At 50.2% G+C, this 16,862-nt stretch carries 11 protein-coding genes; 10 read left to right on the top strand and 1 reads right to left on the bottom strand.

The window, feature by feature from the left end; translation table 11 throughout:
- Window positions 1-76: 76 nt before the first annotated feature.
- Window positions 77-2,032 carry an FAD-dependent oxidoreductase gene (locus tag QZT18_RS02675; protein WP_294143932.1) on the bottom strand — a complete coding sequence of 652 codons (1,956 nt, stop codon included), beginning with the start codon at window positions 2,030-2,032 and terminating at the stop codon, window positions 77-79.
- A 340-nt stretch (window positions 2,033-2,372) separates the two neighbouring features.
- Between QZT18_RS02675 and QZT18_RS02670 the strand changes: the two genes are divergently transcribed.
- The 10 genes from QZT18_RS02670 to QZT18_RS02625 all read left to right on the top strand — a co-directional run bounded on the left by QZT18_RS02670 (window position 2,373) and on the right by QZT18_RS02625 (window position 16,539).
- Complete coding sequence (locus QZT18_RS02670; protein WP_294143931.1) at window positions 2,373-3,290, top strand: GntR family transcriptional regulator; 918 nt, start codon at window positions 2,373-2,375, stop codon at window positions 3,288-3,290.
- Window positions 3,291-3,632, top strand: a complete 342-nt coding sequence (locus QZT18_RS02665) for a GntR family transcriptional regulator (protein WP_294143930.1) — start codon at window positions 3,291-3,293, stop codon at window positions 3,630-3,632.
- Window positions 3,633-3,779: 147 nt separating this feature from the next.
- Window positions 3,780-5,783 (top strand): NAD(P)/FAD-dependent oxidoreductase, encoded by a 2,004-nt coding sequence (locus tag QZT18_RS02660; protein ID WP_294143929.1) that lies wholly within the window; start codon window positions 3,780-3,782, stop codon window positions 5,781-5,783.
- A 409-nt stretch (window positions 5,784-6,192) separates the two neighbouring features.
- Window positions 6,193-7,350 carry a DUF3798 domain-containing protein gene (locus QZT18_RS02655; protein ID WP_294143928.1) on the top strand — a complete coding sequence of 386 codons (1,158 nt, stop codon included), beginning with the start codon at window positions 6,193-6,195 and terminating at the stop codon, window positions 7,348-7,350.
- Window positions 7,351-7,487: 137 nt separating this feature from the next.
- Entirely contained in the window at window positions 7,488-9,086 is a 1,599-nt protein-coding gene (locus QZT18_RS02650; RefSeq protein WP_366925783.1) for a sugar ABC transporter ATP-binding protein, read from the top strand.
- On the top strand, window positions 9,083-10,165 hold the full coding sequence (locus tag QZT18_RS02645) for an ABC transporter permease (protein ID WP_294143927.1): 1,083 nt from the start codon (window positions 9,083-9,085) through the stop codon (window positions 10,163-10,165). The genes QZT18_RS02650 and QZT18_RS02645 overlap by 4 nt, the downstream gene beginning before the upstream one ends.
- Window positions 10,162-11,409, top strand: a complete 1,248-nt coding sequence (locus tag QZT18_RS02640; protein WP_294143926.1) for an ABC transporter permease — start codon at window positions 10,162-10,164, stop codon at window positions 11,407-11,409. Before QZT18_RS02645 ends, QZT18_RS02640 begins: the two co-directional genes overlap by 4 nt.
- 95 nt (window positions 11,410-11,504) lie before the next feature.
- The gene (locus QZT18_RS02635; protein ID WP_294143925.1) at window positions 11,505-12,788 is read left to right on the top strand and encodes a helix-turn-helix domain-containing protein; all 1,284 of its coding nucleotides are present in this window, start codon (window positions 11,505-11,507) and stop codon (window positions 12,786-12,788) included.
- Between the two features lie 174 nt (window positions 12,789-12,962).
- Entirely contained in the window at window positions 12,963-14,708 is a 1,746-nt protein-coding gene (locus tag QZT18_RS02630) for an ABC transporter ATP-binding protein (protein WP_294143924.1), read from the top strand.
- Window positions 14,692-16,539: an ABC transporter ATP-binding protein gene (locus QZT18_RS02625; protein WP_294143923.1), complete on the top strand. Its 1,848-nt coding sequence runs from the start codon at window positions 14,692-14,694 to the stop codon at window positions 16,537-16,539. The genes QZT18_RS02630 and QZT18_RS02625 overlap by 17 nt, the downstream gene beginning before the upstream one ends.
- Window positions 16,540-16,862: the final 323 nt, after the last annotated feature.

The following is a 16,862-nucleotide window of genomic DNA, read 5'->3' as shown; positions in this document are numbered from 1 at the left end:
AACAATCTATCATTGTGTTCTGTACGGACAATGCCGCTTTATTGCTGCCGGAATCCATCCGGCGCCGGGCGGTGACTTACAGGGTCATCGCGGTAAAGTATCCGTAATGAATCGCTTCAAGCAGTTTCGCCGGTTTTTTGCAGTCCCCAATTACATAACATTCATCTGCACAGTTCCGGAAACCGTCGGCCAAATCGGAGAGTGGTTCCATACCCACGGCGTTGAGAACCGTCTTTGCCGGATAGAACACTTTGTTTCCGTCGCCGTCCGTACCGTATACGCCGTCATCGGCGATGGAGGTGCATTGAATCTGTGTATTTAAATGAACTTTTTCTTCCTTTTCCAGTTCGAGCATCAGGGCTCTCCAGTGGAGGAAGGGGGCGTCCGTCGCGGCCGCGTCTTTCATTTCTAGAACCGTTACGTCAAAGCCGTGTTTTCTGGCCAAATGAAGGCCTTCCTCACATCCGACAAGACCTCCGCCAATGATGACGACCGGCTCGGCAAGAGGTGTATCGGGTTCCAGGTGGGCGGCATAATGGACGAATGGTTTGTCAATTCCCGGGATCGGCGGTGTGGCCGGTTCTGCTCCGACGGCAATAATTACAGCTTCAGGGGATAAGGAAGAGACAAGCGCCGGTGTGGCGGCCGTGTCAAGCAGCAGCCGTATGGGCCTTGCTTTTACCCTGTTTATGAGAACCTGCTCCAGTTTTTCTATGTCTTTTTTGAATGCGGGACGGGTGGCGTAATTGAGGGCGCCGCCGAGTTTTCCGTTTTTTTCAATCAGCGTGACATCGTGGCCGCGATCCGAGGCGACAACGGCAGCTTCCATTCCGGCCGGGCCTCCTCCGATAATCACTATTTTCTTGCGGGTATCCGCCTTCTTCGGAAGGCGCATTTCCAGTTCCCGGCCGCAGAGCGGGTTGACCGTGCACCGGCTGACCCTTGTGGGATATTTGATATAGGGCACAAAGCTTCCGCTTAAGCAGTAATTACAGCGGATGCAGGGGGTGATGTCTTCCTCCTGGCCTGTCTTTGCCTTTATGGGAAAGTAGGGATCCGCTACAATCCCTCTAGCCATGGCGACCATATCGGCTTTACCGGAGCGGATAATCTCTTCCATTGCCCCCGGTTCGTCGAGTGCGCCTACGGTGACAACCGGCGTCATGGTAACGGCTTTTTTTACCGCTTCGGCCAGATAGACGTTACACCCTCTTGGCAGGAAGGTGTTCGGGAACATTCTCTGGGCGGCGTCCTTGTCGTGAAAACTGGTTGCGGATACGTGGAGCAGATCCACCTTACCGTCCAGCATCCTGGCCAGTTCGACCGCTTCATCCACGTTAAAACCGCCGGGCATGAATTCGTCTCCGCTCAGGCGGAATTCGATCGGAAAATCCTTACCGCATTTTCTGCGGATATTTTCTATTACCATAAATGAAATCCGGGCGCGGTTTTCCAGGCTGCCGCCGAAACGGTCGGTTCTCTGGTTGTTAACAGGGGAAAGAAACTGCCCCAGAAGCCAGCCATGGCCGCCGTGCACCATGCACATGTCGACACCGCCCAGCTTTGCCATCTCGGCCGCATCACCGAATTTTTCAACAATATGTTCTATCATAGCCTCGTCCATCTCGGTGACGGGTCCGCCGTAGATGCAGTCACCCGCGCTTGGGCCGTATACCACGCCGTCCGTATATTTGGGATGGGAGCGCCTGCCTGCATGTATCAGCTCAATGGAAGCAACGGCGCCATGACGTTTTATCTCGTCCGTACAGTCGATCAGATAGGGAAGGATTTCTTCCGTATCAAGCGGAATCATACGCCCATGGGCCTTTCCTGTGGCGGAGTCCACCAGGCTTTCTCCGATTGTCACGATGCCGGCTCCGCCTTTGGCCCGCTCTCCGTAGAGCGCAATATTGGCCGGGGTGAGATAGCCTTCCGGAGTCAAATCCGAGACACCCATGGGGGCGGTTTCAATTCTGTTGCGGATCGTGAGGGGGCCAATTTTAATTGGAGAAAATAAATGAGAGTACATCATATGGTTGCATCCTTTCTATGGTTTTTGCAGATTTTCTACAGTTGCTGTCAGGTCCGGCAATGGTCTGCTATATAACTACTTGCATCATACACAAAAAAGCAGGAGTAGTCATTCAAAAAAGTAGACAGTTTATTTTAAGAATTAAAGAAAGAAAAAAAATTGATATAGTTTATTAATACAAAAAATTTGAAATTTGCACCTGCTTTTCTTTTTATTGCGAATATAGTATAATTCGCTTATAAGTGTTGGGAGGATGTGTTCCGCGAGGAGTTTTTATGAACCATATGAAAACCCGAGTTCAGCAGGTGTTCTCCCCAAATACAAAAGATAGGAGAATGGGATGAAATTCGAATTTCTTGATAATAACGAGCCTGCCTATAAACAACTCAGTGATCAGATTACCCGGGCGATTGTGAATGGGGAACTGAAGCCGGGGGACAAGCTTCCCTCCGAGGCCGCGCTTTATGAGACGACGGGACTTTCCAAGGGGACCATAAGGATGGCATACGAGGAGCTGGAGAACAAAGGCTGCGTCAAACGGAACAGGGGAAGCGGCACCTATGTGCTGGATTGGGGGACGGAGCGGCAGAAAATCCAGGAATATAAAGAGAAAGCCCTGCTGGCCGGGATTTCGGCCGAGGAGGCGTTTCATCTCATTGAGGAGGCCTGCCGGCTGAAATTCAGGAAAAAAGAAGAGGTGAGAGCCGCCCTGTTCGACTGCACGCCCGAGATTGCGGCGGATATGTGCTGGAACATCCGGGAGCGGTACAAATTCCTTCCCGCTTACTATAATGTTTATGAGGTCCTTGAGGCATTCGGGGAAGTGGTCCCGGAGGAACCGCTCTGGATTACGACGAAGGCACACTATCATGAACTGCAGAATCTGGCGAAGGCCAACAATAAAATACTGGTGGCGCTTAAAATTACGGTGGCCGGCGAGGTGGCCGAGGCGCTGTCCGGGCTGAGCGACACGCGGATGATAGGGATTATCTACGATAGCCAGGACTTTATCAAACACATCAGCCACTCGCTGGCTTCTCTCTGCAAACACAATACATACTTTCTCTGTCACAGGGATGAATGGAAGAAGAAACGCCATGTAGTTGCCCCGGAGGCTGTCTGCTGGGTCGTGCCGGCGCACTGCGAAGAGCAGTTGGTGAAGGAAATCCGGGAGGACTACCCGAACGTCCTGGAATTTTATTACACGATACTTCCGGACTCATACAAAGCGTTGGAGCAGTATCTGCAGGAGGAGTAAATGAAAGAAAACACACCGATTTACAAAGTGATTGTCAACGAGATCAGGCAGGAGATTGAGAACGGCATTTTAAAACCGGGCCAGAAACTGCCGAGTGAAAGGGAGCTGTGCAGACGCTATGACGTTGCGCGCGGAACGCTGAAAGCGGCCATATCCCATTTAAAACAGATGGGCCTTCTGGAACAGGCGAGAGGGAGCGGGACATATGTGAGAGAGAAGGGGGAAGGGGAATCCTTTTACAAAAATGCGGAGGAGCTGGTTGAGGAACTGGCGGGAATGCATATGACAAAAGAGGAAATCATCCTGATGGCCGGGGAGATCATGCTGGAAAAAAGACCCTAAAATGAACTATACATTTCAGGGCAGGAGCGTGTGATATTTGAATAAGCGGCAAATTATTTGAAATGACTTACCCCGTTTTTTTGTGTATGATACAGCTTATAAAGCAGCAATTAAGCGATAAAAGTATTGGAAAGCGAGGTAACGCATATGCAGAAATACCCCCATTTATTCAGCCCGCTGAAGATTGGCGGCATCACTCTGAAAAACCGCATTGAGGCTTCACCGATGAACGGGGACAGCAGCCCCACGGGATATCTGACGGATGCCGTGCTGGCGACTTATGAAGCGAGAGCCATAGGAGGAGCGGCGATTGTGACCCACGGAGAAACCGTCGTACATATAGAGACGGGTGGCGCCCACTTTGGTTCCGCCAACCTGGATCAGGAAAAATTCATGCCGACCCATCTTGATTTTGTGGACCGCATCCATCAGCACAATGCGCTGGCAAGCATTGAGATCGCCCACTGCGGAATGCATGCCAATCCGGCGCTTACAAAGGGCGGCCTGGTGTACGGACCGAGCGCCCAGAAGGGCGAGCGGGGAACCGATGTGCTTCCGCTCGACGAGGATATGATGAACAGCATTGCGGATGCCTTTGCCCACGGCGCCTATGTGGCAAAATGCGCCGGTTTTGACATGGTCATGCTCCATGGAGGGCATGGCTGGATATTCAGTGAATTTTTATCCGGGCTTTATAACCACAGGACGGATCGTTACGGCGGCTCCCTTGAAAACCGCGCCAGGTTCCCGCTTATGGTCATCGACCGTATCAGACAGGCCGTGGGAAAAGATTTCCCGATCGAATACAGGATGTCCGGCTCGGAATTTATCGAGGGCGGTTTCACCCAGGAGGAAGGAATCGAGTTCGCAAAGATGATAGACGGGAAGGTGGATTTAATCCATGTATCGGCCATGACGTTCCACGATCCGAATGCAGATGCGAGAATGTTCCCGTGCTCCTTTTTGCCGAGGGGCTGCAATGCCTTTCTGGCGGCGGAAATCAAAAAACATGTGAAAACGCCGGTGGCAACGGTGGGAGGATTTAATTCCCCCGAGATGATGGAAGAGTTTCTGGCATCGGGCCAGGCGGACGTTATTGCCGTGGCCAGACAGTTTTTAGCCGACCCGTTTTTCCCGAGAAAAATACAGGAGGGGAAAGAGGACGAAGTCCGTCCATGTATCCGCTGCAATCATTGTATGAGCCTGGACTTCCCATCCTATACCGGGATTGCAAACGGCAATGTAAGATGCTCGGTCAACCCTACGTTTGGGAAAGAACTCTATGAGTTTGCCTACCGCCCGGCTCCTGTACCGAAAAAGGTCCTTGTAATCGGAGGCGGCCCGGGAGGAATGCAGGCCGCGATCACGGCGGCGGAAGCGGGCCATGACGTAACGCTGTGCGAAAAGTCTTCAAGGCTCGGCGGTATGCTGATCACGGCATCGGAGGATATTCCGTTTAAAAAAGATTTGTATGATTTCATGCAGTACCTGATCCGGATGACGGAGCGGAAGAATGTAAAAATATGCTGCAATACGGAGGTAACGCCCGAGTATGCCGCAGAGTCGGGAGCCGACGTAATTATTTCGGCCGTCGGCGCAGAGCCGTTAATTCCGCCGATCCCCGGCATCGATCACGAAAAGGTTGTCACGGTAACGGAGCTTCATGACAGAAAGAAGGAACTTCTTCCCGGACAGAAGGCGGTTGTGATCGGAGGAGGACTGGCCGGATGTGAGGAAGGGCTTGCCATGGCGATGGCCGGCGTGGACGTGACGATCATCGAGATGCGTGACGAAATGGCCAAGGATGCACCCGTACCGCACCGCAACGGGCTTTTACTGGAATTTGCAAAATATCCGAATCTTCATACGGCGACGGAGGCGAAGTGCACGCGTGTGGATGAAAACGGCGCTGTTTACGTGGAAAAAGACGGAAAAGAGTGCTCCTACACCGCGGAGCTGGTGCTGCTGTCTGCCGGCATGAAAGCCAGAAAATCGGCCAGTGAAGAATTCAGAAACTGTGTGTCCCAGTTTATTGAGGTAGGAGACTGCAAGAAGGCGGGAAAAGTGCTGGAGGCCGTGAAAGACGGATACTATGCGGGCAAAAACCTGTCATATCCGCCTTTAACCCATCAGTTTGGGCGGTTTTTCTAGAAAAACTGCGCGCTTCTGTCAAAAATTATAATAAAAATGCTGTCCGTTTATCTGGCGGACGGCATTTTTATTTTACCGGAACGCTAAAAAAATACCCGGCGGGATAAAAGCTCTACGGGCAGGAAAACCAGGCGGTGTAAGGGAATTACGGTGTTTGGGAGGCCAGCCGGATGCGGAGAATCCCTCCGCCTGGATCCTTTTTAGTACACTATACCATTTAAGAAATTGTTATTCTAATATTAAAATTAACTGTCCACTTTTTTGAATGACTTTAGAAAACATCCTGTGTATTATAATGGTATGAGTTTTGAAAATAATTACATAAAAAAATATTATATTCAGATAACTCATTGAAGAAAAGTAGAGATTGGCGTTTCAAAGAAAAATTGAAAATCAGGAGGTAGAATGTATGAAAAAAATGATGGCGGTTTTGTTGGCACTTTCTTTGAGTATGGGGCTGGCCGGCTGCGGAGCAAAGGGCACTTCCGGTTCGGGCGCGGGTGAATCCGCTGCTGCCGATTCCGGTAAAGGAAAAGTGGTTATTATCTCATCTACCGTATCCTCAAACGAGGAAGAGTACCGCATTGCCGATCAGATGGTTGAGAAATTCCCCGGCCGTGTAACGCATGTGACCTGGCCTGAGAACTACAGCACCGAGCAGGAGCAGATGATAAGCGTAGTTACCAAAGTCGCTTCCGACCCGGATGTAAAAGCCATTGTATTTATCCCGGGATTCCCTGGAACCAACGCGGCGATTGACAAACTGAAAGAGCTCCGCGGCGATGAAATCCTCCTCCTGGTTGCAGGAATGGGTGAGAATCCTCCCGACGTGGCGAAGCGAGTGGATTTCGGAATGATGCCGAACGAACTGGAATTAGGGCACCTGACGGTGGAAGAAGCTCAGAAAATGGGCGCCGACACATTTTTATACTATTCATTCCCACGATTCCTCTCCGACCCGATTATGATCCGCAAGAGAGACGACATGAAAGCAACAAGCGAAAAACTGGGCATGACATTCGTAGAGCTTACGGCTCCGGATCCTGCCGGTGATGCGGGCGTGTCCGGCATGCAGCAGTTTATGTTTGAAGATATCCCGAAGCAGATTGAAAAATACGGCGAGAATACATGTATCTGGGGCGCACAGTGCGGAATGCAGGTGCCGATCATCAAAACAGTTATGGAAAAACACGCAATCATGTCACTTCAGTGCTGTCCGTCTCCTCTGCACGGTTATCCGACCGCACTCGGCCTGGAATTATCCGACGACCAGAAGGGTGACGTAAGCTATATTATCGAACAGACAAAAGAGAAACTGAAAGAGGCCGGCTGCGCAGGACGTTTTGCAACATGGCCGGTACCAAACTCCATGATGGCCACAGCCGCCTGCACCAATTATGCAATTAAATGGATCGACGGCGAAATAACAGAGAGAAGCGACGTTGCGGCTCTTAAGAAATGTATGGAAGAGTATGCGGGCGTAGAGATTACACTGGCTCCCTATACGGAAAACGGAGAAACTTACGACAAGATCCAGCTTATTACCATGCCATTCCTGGAGTATTAATATGATTTGCCATTTCTGATTGGAACCTGGGGGCACAGCGGGAGGCCGCCGTGCCCCTCTTTTATTGAGTGACAATGAAAAGTTCGCGAAGCGTGCTTTTCGTTGCTGATATTATTATGCAGGCGGGAGGGAGACTTGTGAGTGAATGCTTTCTCGAAATGAAAAACATTTCAAAAGATTTTTATGGGAACCAGGTTTTGAAAGATGTTAGCCTGGAAGTTAAAAAGGGTGAGATTCATGCGCTGATAGGAGAGAATGGCGCAGGTAAATCAACCCTGATGAACATTTTGTTCGGAATGCCGGTGATACACTCTACGGGAGGATTCGGGGGGAAAGTGATAATCGACGGAAAAGAGGCGGTCATCAAATCTCCTCATGAGGCGATGGATTACGGCATCGGTATGGTGCATCAGGAGTTTATGCTGCTTCCCGGATTTACAATCACCGAGAATATTAAAATCAACAGGGAAATTACGAAAAAGAACGCATTCAGCGGCGTATTCGGCCAGAGGCTGGAGACGCTTGACATGAAGACGATGAACCAGGACGCCAGAAGAGCGCTGGACACGCTGGAAATGTCACTCGATGAAGAGGTGCTTGTGGAAGGTCTTCCCGTTGGATACATGCAGTTTATTGAGATTGCCAGAGAAATTGATAAAAAGGGAGTCAAGCTCCTGGTGTTTGACGAGCCGACCGCTGTTCTGACCGAAAAAGAAGCGGAGAACATGATGGATGCGGTGCGCAAATTGTCGAAGCTTGGAATCGGAATTATATTTATCAGCCACAGGCTGGATGAGATCGTGAGTCTCGCCGACCGTGTCACGGTCCTCCGGGACGGCGAGTGGGTGGCCACCAAAGATATCAAGGATACAAATGCAAAAGAAATCGCAGAGCTTATGATAGGCCGTAAGGTCGAGATAAGCCGCGTGGGTGATGAAAAACGCAGCATCTCGGATGAAGTCATACTCTCAATAAAAAATTTTGAAGTAGGAATGCCGGGAGAGCGTGTCAAAGGCGTCGATTTGCAGGTCCGAAAGGGAGAAATTCTCGGCATCGGCGGACTGGCCGGACAGGGAAAACTCGGCATTGCAAACGGATTAATGGGAATTTATCCATCCAGGGGGGAAGTGCTTTTTGAAGGACGGAAACTGGAACTGAACAATCCCCGCCTGTCGATTCAGGAAGGACTCGGCTTTGTGAGCGAGGACAGAAAGGGGATTGGCCTGCTCCTGGATGAATCCATAGAGATGAACATCGTAATAACGGCAATTGAGATTACAAACCAGTTTTTAAGAAAAGTGGGTCCCTTCAGCTTCAAGGATCCCTCCGCCATCCGCAAGCATGCGGAGAAAATGATCCAGGATCTGGATATCCGCTGCACCTCCTCCCAGGAAGATGCGGGCGAGTTAAGCGGCGGCAACCAGCAGAAAGTCTGTGTGGCAAGGGCGCTGACGCTGAACCCGAAGCTGCTGCTCGTCTCGGAACCGACCAGAGGAATCGACATCGGCGCCAAAAAGCTGATTCTGGATTTACTGGTGCAGCTTAACAAGGAATTCGGCATGACGATCATTATCACTTCCTCCGAACTGGCGGAACTGCGGAGCGTCTGTGACGAGATTGCAATCATCTGTGACGGAAAGGTGAACGGAATTCTTTCACCGCTCGCGCCGGAGGCGGAATTCGGCCTGATGATGTCGGGAAGCAAAAAAATACAGGAAGAGGTGCTGAGTGAATGACAAAGAAATTATCTGAAAACGAAAATAGACAAAAAAGTCTTGTGAACGAAGTGGTCAGTAAAGTCGGTACCCCCAGGCTGATTATCGGGACATTTTTCCTGATTACGCTTGTAATGAGCTGCTTTCTCGATATTTCACTTCCGATGACGCTTTCCGATATCATAAAGCGAATCGGCATGAACGGCGTCCTGGTTCTTGCGATGGTGCCGTCCATCCAGGCGGGTATGGGACCCAATTTCGCCCTGCCCCTGGGAATCTGCTGCGGACTTTTGGGCATGGTCATTTCGATTGAAATCGGCCTGACGGGCCTTGGATTTCTGCTTGTTGCCATGATTATCGCTACCTTGATTGCCGTCGTCGTAGGCATATTATACGGAAAACTTTTAAACAGCATCAAGGGTTCCGAGATGGCGATCGCAACCTATACGGGTTTTGCCGCAGTAGCGGTAATGTGTCTCGTATGGCTGATGCTCCCGTTCCAGAGCCCCAACATGAAATGGTTTTTGGGAGACGGACTCAGGGAAACCATTCAGCTTGAAAACATAGGAGCCGACGGCCTTTTTAACGATTTCCTCAGAATCACAATCGGAAACTTTACCGTTCCGACCGGACTTCTTCTCGTGCTTGGCTTCTTCTGCTTCCTGATCTGGCTGTTCTTTAAGAGCAAATCGGGCATGGCGGTGGTTGCATGTGGAAAAAGCAACAAATTTGCCGTGGCCTCGGGCATGGATATCAACAAAAACAGGATTATCGGAAATATCCTGTCAACGGTCCTGGGCGCGGTGGGAATCATTATCTATGCGCAGAGTTATGGTTTTGTCCAGTTATATACGGCTCCGTTAATGATGGCATTCCCCGCGGTAGCAGGAATCCTGATTGGAGGCGCAACTCCCAATGCGGCAAAGGTATCCCATGTATTTATCGGTACACTGTTATTCCAGGGACTGCTGGCATCAGCCCTCCCCGTGGCCAACGTGGTGTTCGCGGGAACCGATTTGTCTGAAATGATTCGTATGGTAATTCAGAACGGCATTATTTTATACGCTTTATGCCAGGTGAAAGGAGGCGCCCGTTCATGAAACAGAAAATTAACTGGAAGAACTGGCTGATGGACAACATTGTCATGGTTATTTTCCTGGCGTTCACAATCGTCGGCCTGATGCTCTCAAACGGTGAAGGATTCACGTTCCTGATTTCGGAACTGAGCTCCCGGTTTTTCAGAAACGCATTCCTCGTGCTGTCTCTGATTATTCCGGTACTGGCAGGCCTGGGCCTCAACTTCGGTATTGTTATCGGAGCGATGGCGGGCCAGATTGCCATTGTCGCAGTCAGGTATTTTTACATAGGAGGGCTGGGCGGTTTCTTCCTCTGCCTTCTGGTAGCAACGCCTCTGGCGGTTCTGTTCGGATTTTTCACAGGTAAACTGTACAATAATACAAAAGGACAGGAAATGATTTCCGGCCTGATCGTCGGATACTTTGCAAACGGTTTATATCAGTTTCTCTTCCTGTTTGTCATTGGTTATATCATCCATGTATCGGCCACAAACCCGTTAATCAGACCGACCGGAACGGGAATCAGGACAACGGTGGATTTGGTGCCGGTGGAAGAGGGCGGACTTAAATACGCGCTGGATAATGTGTGGAAAGTGCCGTTAATGTGGGTAATACTCATCAGTGCGGTTCTAATCCTTGCATATCTTGTTTTCCGCTATTTAAAGAAGAAAGACAGAAATGCCTTTATCGGAAATGCACTGGCATGCGTTGCGGCCATCGCTTTCAGCGCATGGGCAATCACAACACGCTCCGGACTGATTCTTATCAAGGTTCCGATGGCAACCGGGCTGTTTATCGTGGCTCTGTGCGTATTTACGCAGGCCATCATGAAGACGAAGCTGGGGCAGGACTTCAGAAGTGTGGGACAAAACCAGCATATTGCGGAAGCTTCCGGAATCAATGTGGACAGAACGAGGATGATTGCAGTCATTTTATCCACCGTCCTGGCCGCCTGGGGACAGATTATTTTCCTGCAGAACACGGGTACCTTAAACAGTTACGGCGCCCATACACAGATTGGCATGTTCTCGGTTGCAGCGCTCTTAGTGGGCGGGGCATCCATCTCAAAGGCCACGATAAAACAGGCGATGATTGGAACACTGCTGTTTAACGCGATGTTCATCATGTCGCCCGAGGTAGGCCAGGCCGTATTCGGCCAGCCGCTGCTCGGTGAATATTTCAGAACCTTTATGGTGTACGGAGTCATCGGACTGGCGCTGGGCCTTTATGCCTGGAGAGGAAATAAGAAGACGGAGATTCATATTTAAAAGGCAGAAAAAGTGTGATATAATATCCTGGGTGCTGTAAAAGCCCGCAAATTAATATAATATGCGGGCTGCAGGATTTGAACGAGGTGGCACAATTGGCGAAATCAGATGAAAAGAATGAGCTTACGAATGTCAGTGATATTCCCCATTTCTTCCGCAAATTCTGTGGAAATACGAAAAACGGCAATTACGATTTATATTGCCAGGAATTTGCATACAGCATAATCTATGGAAACTTAAATTCCGATAACCTCCAGAACATTCTGGGGGTTATCGGCCTGTCCAAAGTTCCGAACCGCATGATGCTCGTACAGACCGATCACAAGGACGTTTTCTGGGTCTATCCCGATTTTAACCATTTTCCGAGGATGTTCCATATCATCCAGTCGATTCAGAGGAGCCTTCTGCGCAATCAGGTGGAAGGGCTTGTTGCGGACTATCTGGGACGGGGAATTATCGGTATATTTTTATGTACTCCCCAAAAACGCTACAGCGAGGAGAAGGAGTATGCGGATAAACTGAAAAAACTGGCAGAAACGATCATAGCCCAGGTGAATGAGGAGGATGGGGAAGACATTACCATCGGCATCAGCTCCTACTGCAGCGGCCTTGATCACTTTCCGCAGGCCTATGCGGAGTGCAAGAGCGCGCTTCTCGACGGCTTCAGGGGAAAGAAAAACCAGTACGCCTACTTCAGAGAATTAAAAATGCCGAGGGTGCTCTACGAACCCGATGTGATACGCACCTGTTCCGGAAAAGTGATCACCGCAATGCTGGAAGGCAATGAAGAGGAGATAGGGCGCCTGGCGGATGAAAGCGTCGGCTATATGCAGACCGTTTTGATGGATCCGGTGGATGTGAGATTTGTATTTATAGAGATGCTGGGGCTGATCAAGAGCCGTTTTGTGGAGATGGCCTCGGAAGAAGGGGAGCTGGAAAATATCTATTTTAAATCTGCCAGGAATATCACAAACTGCAGATTCATAGAAGAGATCAAAAATCTCCTTTGGCAGTACTGTAAAAGCGTGATGAGCTGTGTCGGCACAGATATGCAGAACGGGGATAAACTGCTGGTGCGCTACATTGACGAGGCAATTGAACAGAATTACTCCGACAGCCAGTTTAACCTTGAGAAAGCCGCACAGATTTTCCACTACAGCCCATACCACTTCGGACGCCTGTTCAAACGGCTGTATCAGGTGGCGTTTAACCGGTATATATCGATTTACCGGATTGAGAGGGCCAAGGAGCTGCTGTCACAGAAAATGGCGTTAAATGAGGTTGCCATGCAGACGGGATTCAGCAGTGTCAGTTATTTCTGCACCGTTTTTAAGAATATGACGGGAGTGTCTCCGAAACAATATAAAGATGAGGGATAAAGAGGATGTTCTGAAAGAAGGTTTCCGGTGGAAACAGACTTTTGGGCATCCTCTTCATTTGACAGGTTGACATTTTGGCAGAGCCGTCATAAAATAATTTTAGACAATAGTTAGTATTCTAACTATAAGACGGCTAAATGAATGCGCGACAACAACTCAGCGGAGGCATTAATAATGAAAGATATCAAACGTATTTTACAATTTGCAAAGCCATGCCGGCCGGATTTTCTTCTGGCCATCTTTTTCGTTGTGATAGAGACCAGCTTTGAACTGATTATCCCAATGATTATGGCGGGGATTCTGGACGTGGGCGTAGCCGGGAGGGATTTGAACTACATATACTCCAAAGGGGGACTGATGGTGGTATGTTCGCTCATTTCTCTGTGCACCGGCCTTTTGTATGCCCGCTATTCGGCCAGGGCCGCGGGGGGATTCGGCGCGGGACTGCGGGAGGCGGAGTATGAGAAGCTGCAGGAATACTCCTTCGGAAACCTGGATCACTATGAAACCTCTTCCCTGATTACACGGCTCACCACCGATGTGACTGTAATGCAGAATGCAATCGTGGGTGGAATGAGACCGATGATCCGCGGACCGGTCATGATGGTGCTGGGCCTTCTGATGGCCTGTTATCTGAACGCGCGGCTGGCTCTGGTGTTTGCGGTATGCATGCCCGTGCTGGCGGCTATTCTGATTGGAATCATCTTAAAGGTTGCCCCGATGTACGGCAGACTGCAGAAGGCAGTCGACCATGTGAACGCGGTCGTCCAGGAGAACCTGACGGCAATCCGCGTAGTGAAGGCCTTTGTCAGAGGGGAATACGAGGAAGAAAAATTTGCCGGGGTGAATGATAATCTGAAGAGAAACAGCGAGAGGACCTTTCATTTCGCCGTTCTCAACATGCCCTCGTTTCTGCTCACAATGTATGCGGCCATTATCCTGATTCTGTGGTTCGGCGGGCAGATGATCCAGGTGGGAGGAATGCAGGTCGGCGAACTGACGGGATTTCTTAGCTATGTCATGCAGATCATGAATTCCCTGATGATGATATCCAACGTATTCCTGATGCTGACCCGCTCCCTGGCCAGTGCAAGACGAATCGGGGAAGTATTCGACGAGCCCCTGGATCTGATGGACGGCAGTGAGAAGGAGGCGCGGATCGAACATGGCACAATCGATTTTGAACACGTTTCCTTTAAATATAAGAAGGAAGCGAAACGCAGAGTTCTGACGGACATTAATATTCATATAGAAGAAGGACAGACGGTGGGCATAATCGGAGGAACGGGTTCAGCGAAGAGCACCCTTGTCTCGCTGATACCGCGTCTCTATGATGTCACGGAGGGCAGCGTGAAGGTGGACGGGAGAGACGTCCGCGAATACTCCCTGATCCATCTGCGCGATGCCATCGGCATTGTGCTCCAGAAAAACGTGCTCTTTTCCGGGACGATACGTGAAAACCTGCTGTGGGGAAATCGGGATGCGGATGAGAAAGAGATAGAATGGGCCTGCCGTGCCGCCTGTGTCGATGAGTTTATCGGGCGTTTCCCGGACGGATATGATACGGATCTGGGGCAGGGGGGCGTTAATGTGTCGGGCGGACAGAAGCAGAGGCTCTGTATTGCCAGGACGCTTCTAAAGAGGCCCAAAGTACTGATTTTCGATGATTCCACCAGCGCCGTGGATACGGCCACCGACGCGAAGATAAGAAAACAGCTCAGTGAGCTGACCGATACGACAAAGCTCATCATTGCGCAGAGAATCACTTCGGTCATGGATGCCGACCAGATTATCATCCTGGAGGACGGAAAAGTCCATGCCACGGGAACCCATGAGAGTCTTCTGGCGTCGGATCCGATTTATCAGGAGCTTTACAATTCCCAGCAGAAAGGAGCGGATGAAAATGGCAAGACAGCTTAGCGCAAAACGGCCCGAGAACCTGAAGGGAACGATAAAGAAGCTCCTGGGGTATATGGGAAACCACAAGTTCCTCTTCCTGCTCGTCGCCATACTCACGACAATCAGCGCCCTTTCGGGCCTGTTCGGTACCTATATGCTGAAACCAATCGTCAATAACTATATTGTGCCGGGTAACATGAAGGGCCTCTTTTATGCGGTCCTGTTTATGGGCGTCGTCTATCTGGCCGGTGTTTTATCGTCGTTCGGCTATACGCAGCTCATGGTAAGGGCGGCCCAGAAGATTACGGCCGAGATCAGGGAGGATTTATTCCGGCATATCCAGAAGCTGCCGCTGAAATATTTTGACACAAGGACCCACGGCGATATTATGAGCCGGTTTACCAACGACGTCGACACGGTTTCGGATGCCTTAAACAACAGCTTTGCAATGGTCATCCAGAGCTTCATCCAGATCGTGGGGACGCTCACCCTGATTTTTATTCTCAACTGGCGCCTTTCGCTGATCGTGTTCGCCTGCTATATCCTGATGTTCGCCTACATCCGTTACAGTGGGAAGAAGAGCAAATACTATTTCAATTACCAGCAGAAATACCTGGGGGAACTGAACGGATATCTTGAGGAGATGACGGCGGGCCAGAAAGTGGTAAAGGTGTTTAATCACGAAGGGGAAAACATCGAACAGTTCCGGCAGAAAAACGGCAAGCTTAGGCGGGCGGCTGTCAGCGCCCTGACTTATTCCGGCACCATGATACCGATGGTGGTCAGTATTTCCTATATCAATTATACGATTGTCACCATGATCGGGGCGTTTATGGCTCTGAAGGGGTGGACCGATATCGGAAGTCTTGCAAGCTATCTTGTATTTGTAAGACAGACCGCAATGCCAATCAACCAGTTTACCATGCAGTCGAATTTCCTTCTGGCGGCTCTTGCCGGAGCGGAACGTGTCTTTGAGACGATGGAGGAGGAGCCGGAGACCGACGAGGGAAAGGTTACTCTTGTATATGCGGAGGAGACGGAAGACGGCTCTTTAAAGGAATGCGGCCGAAAGACGGGAATCTGGGCCTGGAAAGCGGAGGACGGGGCGTTAACCCGGCTCCGGGGTGACGTACAGTTTAAGGATGTGGATTTTGGTTATAACCGGGATCACCTGATACTTAAGAAAATCAGCCTCTATGCAAAACCGGGGCAGAAGATTGCCTTTGTCGGTTCCACCGGCGCCGGGAAGACGACGATCACCAACCTGATTAACCGTTTTTACGACATTGATGGAGGAAGTCTTACCTATGACGGGATCGATGTGAGAAATATCAAAAAGGATGCTCTGCGCTCCTCCCTGGGGATGGTTCTTCAGGATACCCACCTGTTTACCGGCACAATCGCGGACAATATCCGCTATGGCAGGCTGGACGCCACGATGGAGGAGGTGGTGGAGGCCGCAAAGCTGGCCAACGCCGATTCCTTTATCAGCCGTCTGCCGAAGGGCTATGACACGATGGTGACGGCGGATGGAAGCAACCTGTCCCAGGGACAGAGGCAGCTCCTGGCCATCGCCAGGGCGGCCGTGGCCGACCCGCCCGTCCTCATCCTGGATGAGGCGACCAGCTCGATCGATACGAGAACGGAGCGGCTGATCGAGAAGGGAATGGACCGCCTCATGGAGGGCAGGACCGTATTCGTAATTGCCCACCGCCTGTCCACGGTACGCAATTCCAATGCAATTATGGTACTGGAACAGGGAAAGATTATCGAGAGAGGCGACCATGAGGACCTGATCGGACAAAGAGGCGTTTATTACCAGTTGTATAATGGAATGTTTGAACTGGCGTAAACGGGAGAGCGGTTATTTCAGTATTTCGATGGATTGAGTTTCTTTGGTTTGAAAAGCCGGAGACATGCGGGATTTATGCGCGTCTCCGGCTTCTTACATGCCGGGAAATAATTTCCGGTAATCAATTTAGCCGGTTTTCCGTAAGAAAATTGTCAGGAACGGCTATTGAAAGAAAGAGTCTCCTGTATTATAATATCAATATACGATATCGACTATCGATATTGAGAAACGATATTGGATTTGACGGATTCACAGATGAGGGAAATTCAGCCGGATTTAAAGGTTTAGTGGATTGGCCGGTTAAGTGGATTTGCAGGAAAAGA

The sequence above is a fragment of the uncultured Clostridium sp. genome, assembly GCF_900547735.1.
Lineage (GTDB): Bacteria > Bacillota > Clostridia > Lachnospirales > Lachnospiraceae > Otoolea.
The sequence above is the reverse complement of the archived record's forward strand: the minus strand, read 5'-3'. Positions and strand labels throughout refer to the sequence as shown.

Excerpts from the sequence above, each read along its gene's own strand:
- QZT18_RS02675 (WP_294143932.1), bottom strand. The coding sequence starts at position 2,032 with ATGATGTACTCTCATTTATTTTCTCCAATTAAAATTGGCCCCCTCACG.
- QZT18_RS02670 (WP_294143931.1), top strand. The coding sequence starts at position 2,373 with ATGAAATTCGAATTTCTTGATAATAACGAGCCTGCCTATAAACAACTC.
- QZT18_RS02665 (WP_294143930.1), top strand. The coding sequence starts at position 3,291 with ATGAAAGAAAACACACCGATTTACAAAGTGATTGTCAACGAGATCAGG.
- QZT18_RS02660 (WP_294143929.1), top strand. The coding sequence starts at position 3,780 with ATGCAGAAATACCCCCATTTATTCAGCCCGCTGAAGATTGGCGGCATC.
- QZT18_RS02655 (WP_294143928.1), top strand. The coding sequence starts at position 6,193 with ATGAAAAAAATGATGGCGGTTTTGTTGGCACTTTCTTTGAGTATGGGG.
- QZT18_RS02645 (WP_294143927.1), top strand. The coding sequence starts at position 9,083 with ATGACAAAGAAATTATCTGAAAACGAAAATAGACAAAAAAGTCTTGTG.
- QZT18_RS02640 (WP_294143926.1), top strand. The coding sequence starts at position 10,162 with ATGAAACAGAAAATTAACTGGAAGAACTGGCTGATGGACAACATTGTC.
- QZT18_RS02630 (WP_294143924.1), top strand. The coding sequence starts at position 12,963 with ATGAAAGATATCAAACGTATTTTACAATTTGCAAAGCCATGCCGGCCG.
- QZT18_RS02625 (WP_294143923.1), top strand. The coding sequence starts at position 14,692 with ATGGCAAGACAGCTTAGCGCAAAACGGCCCGAGAACCTGAAGGGAACG.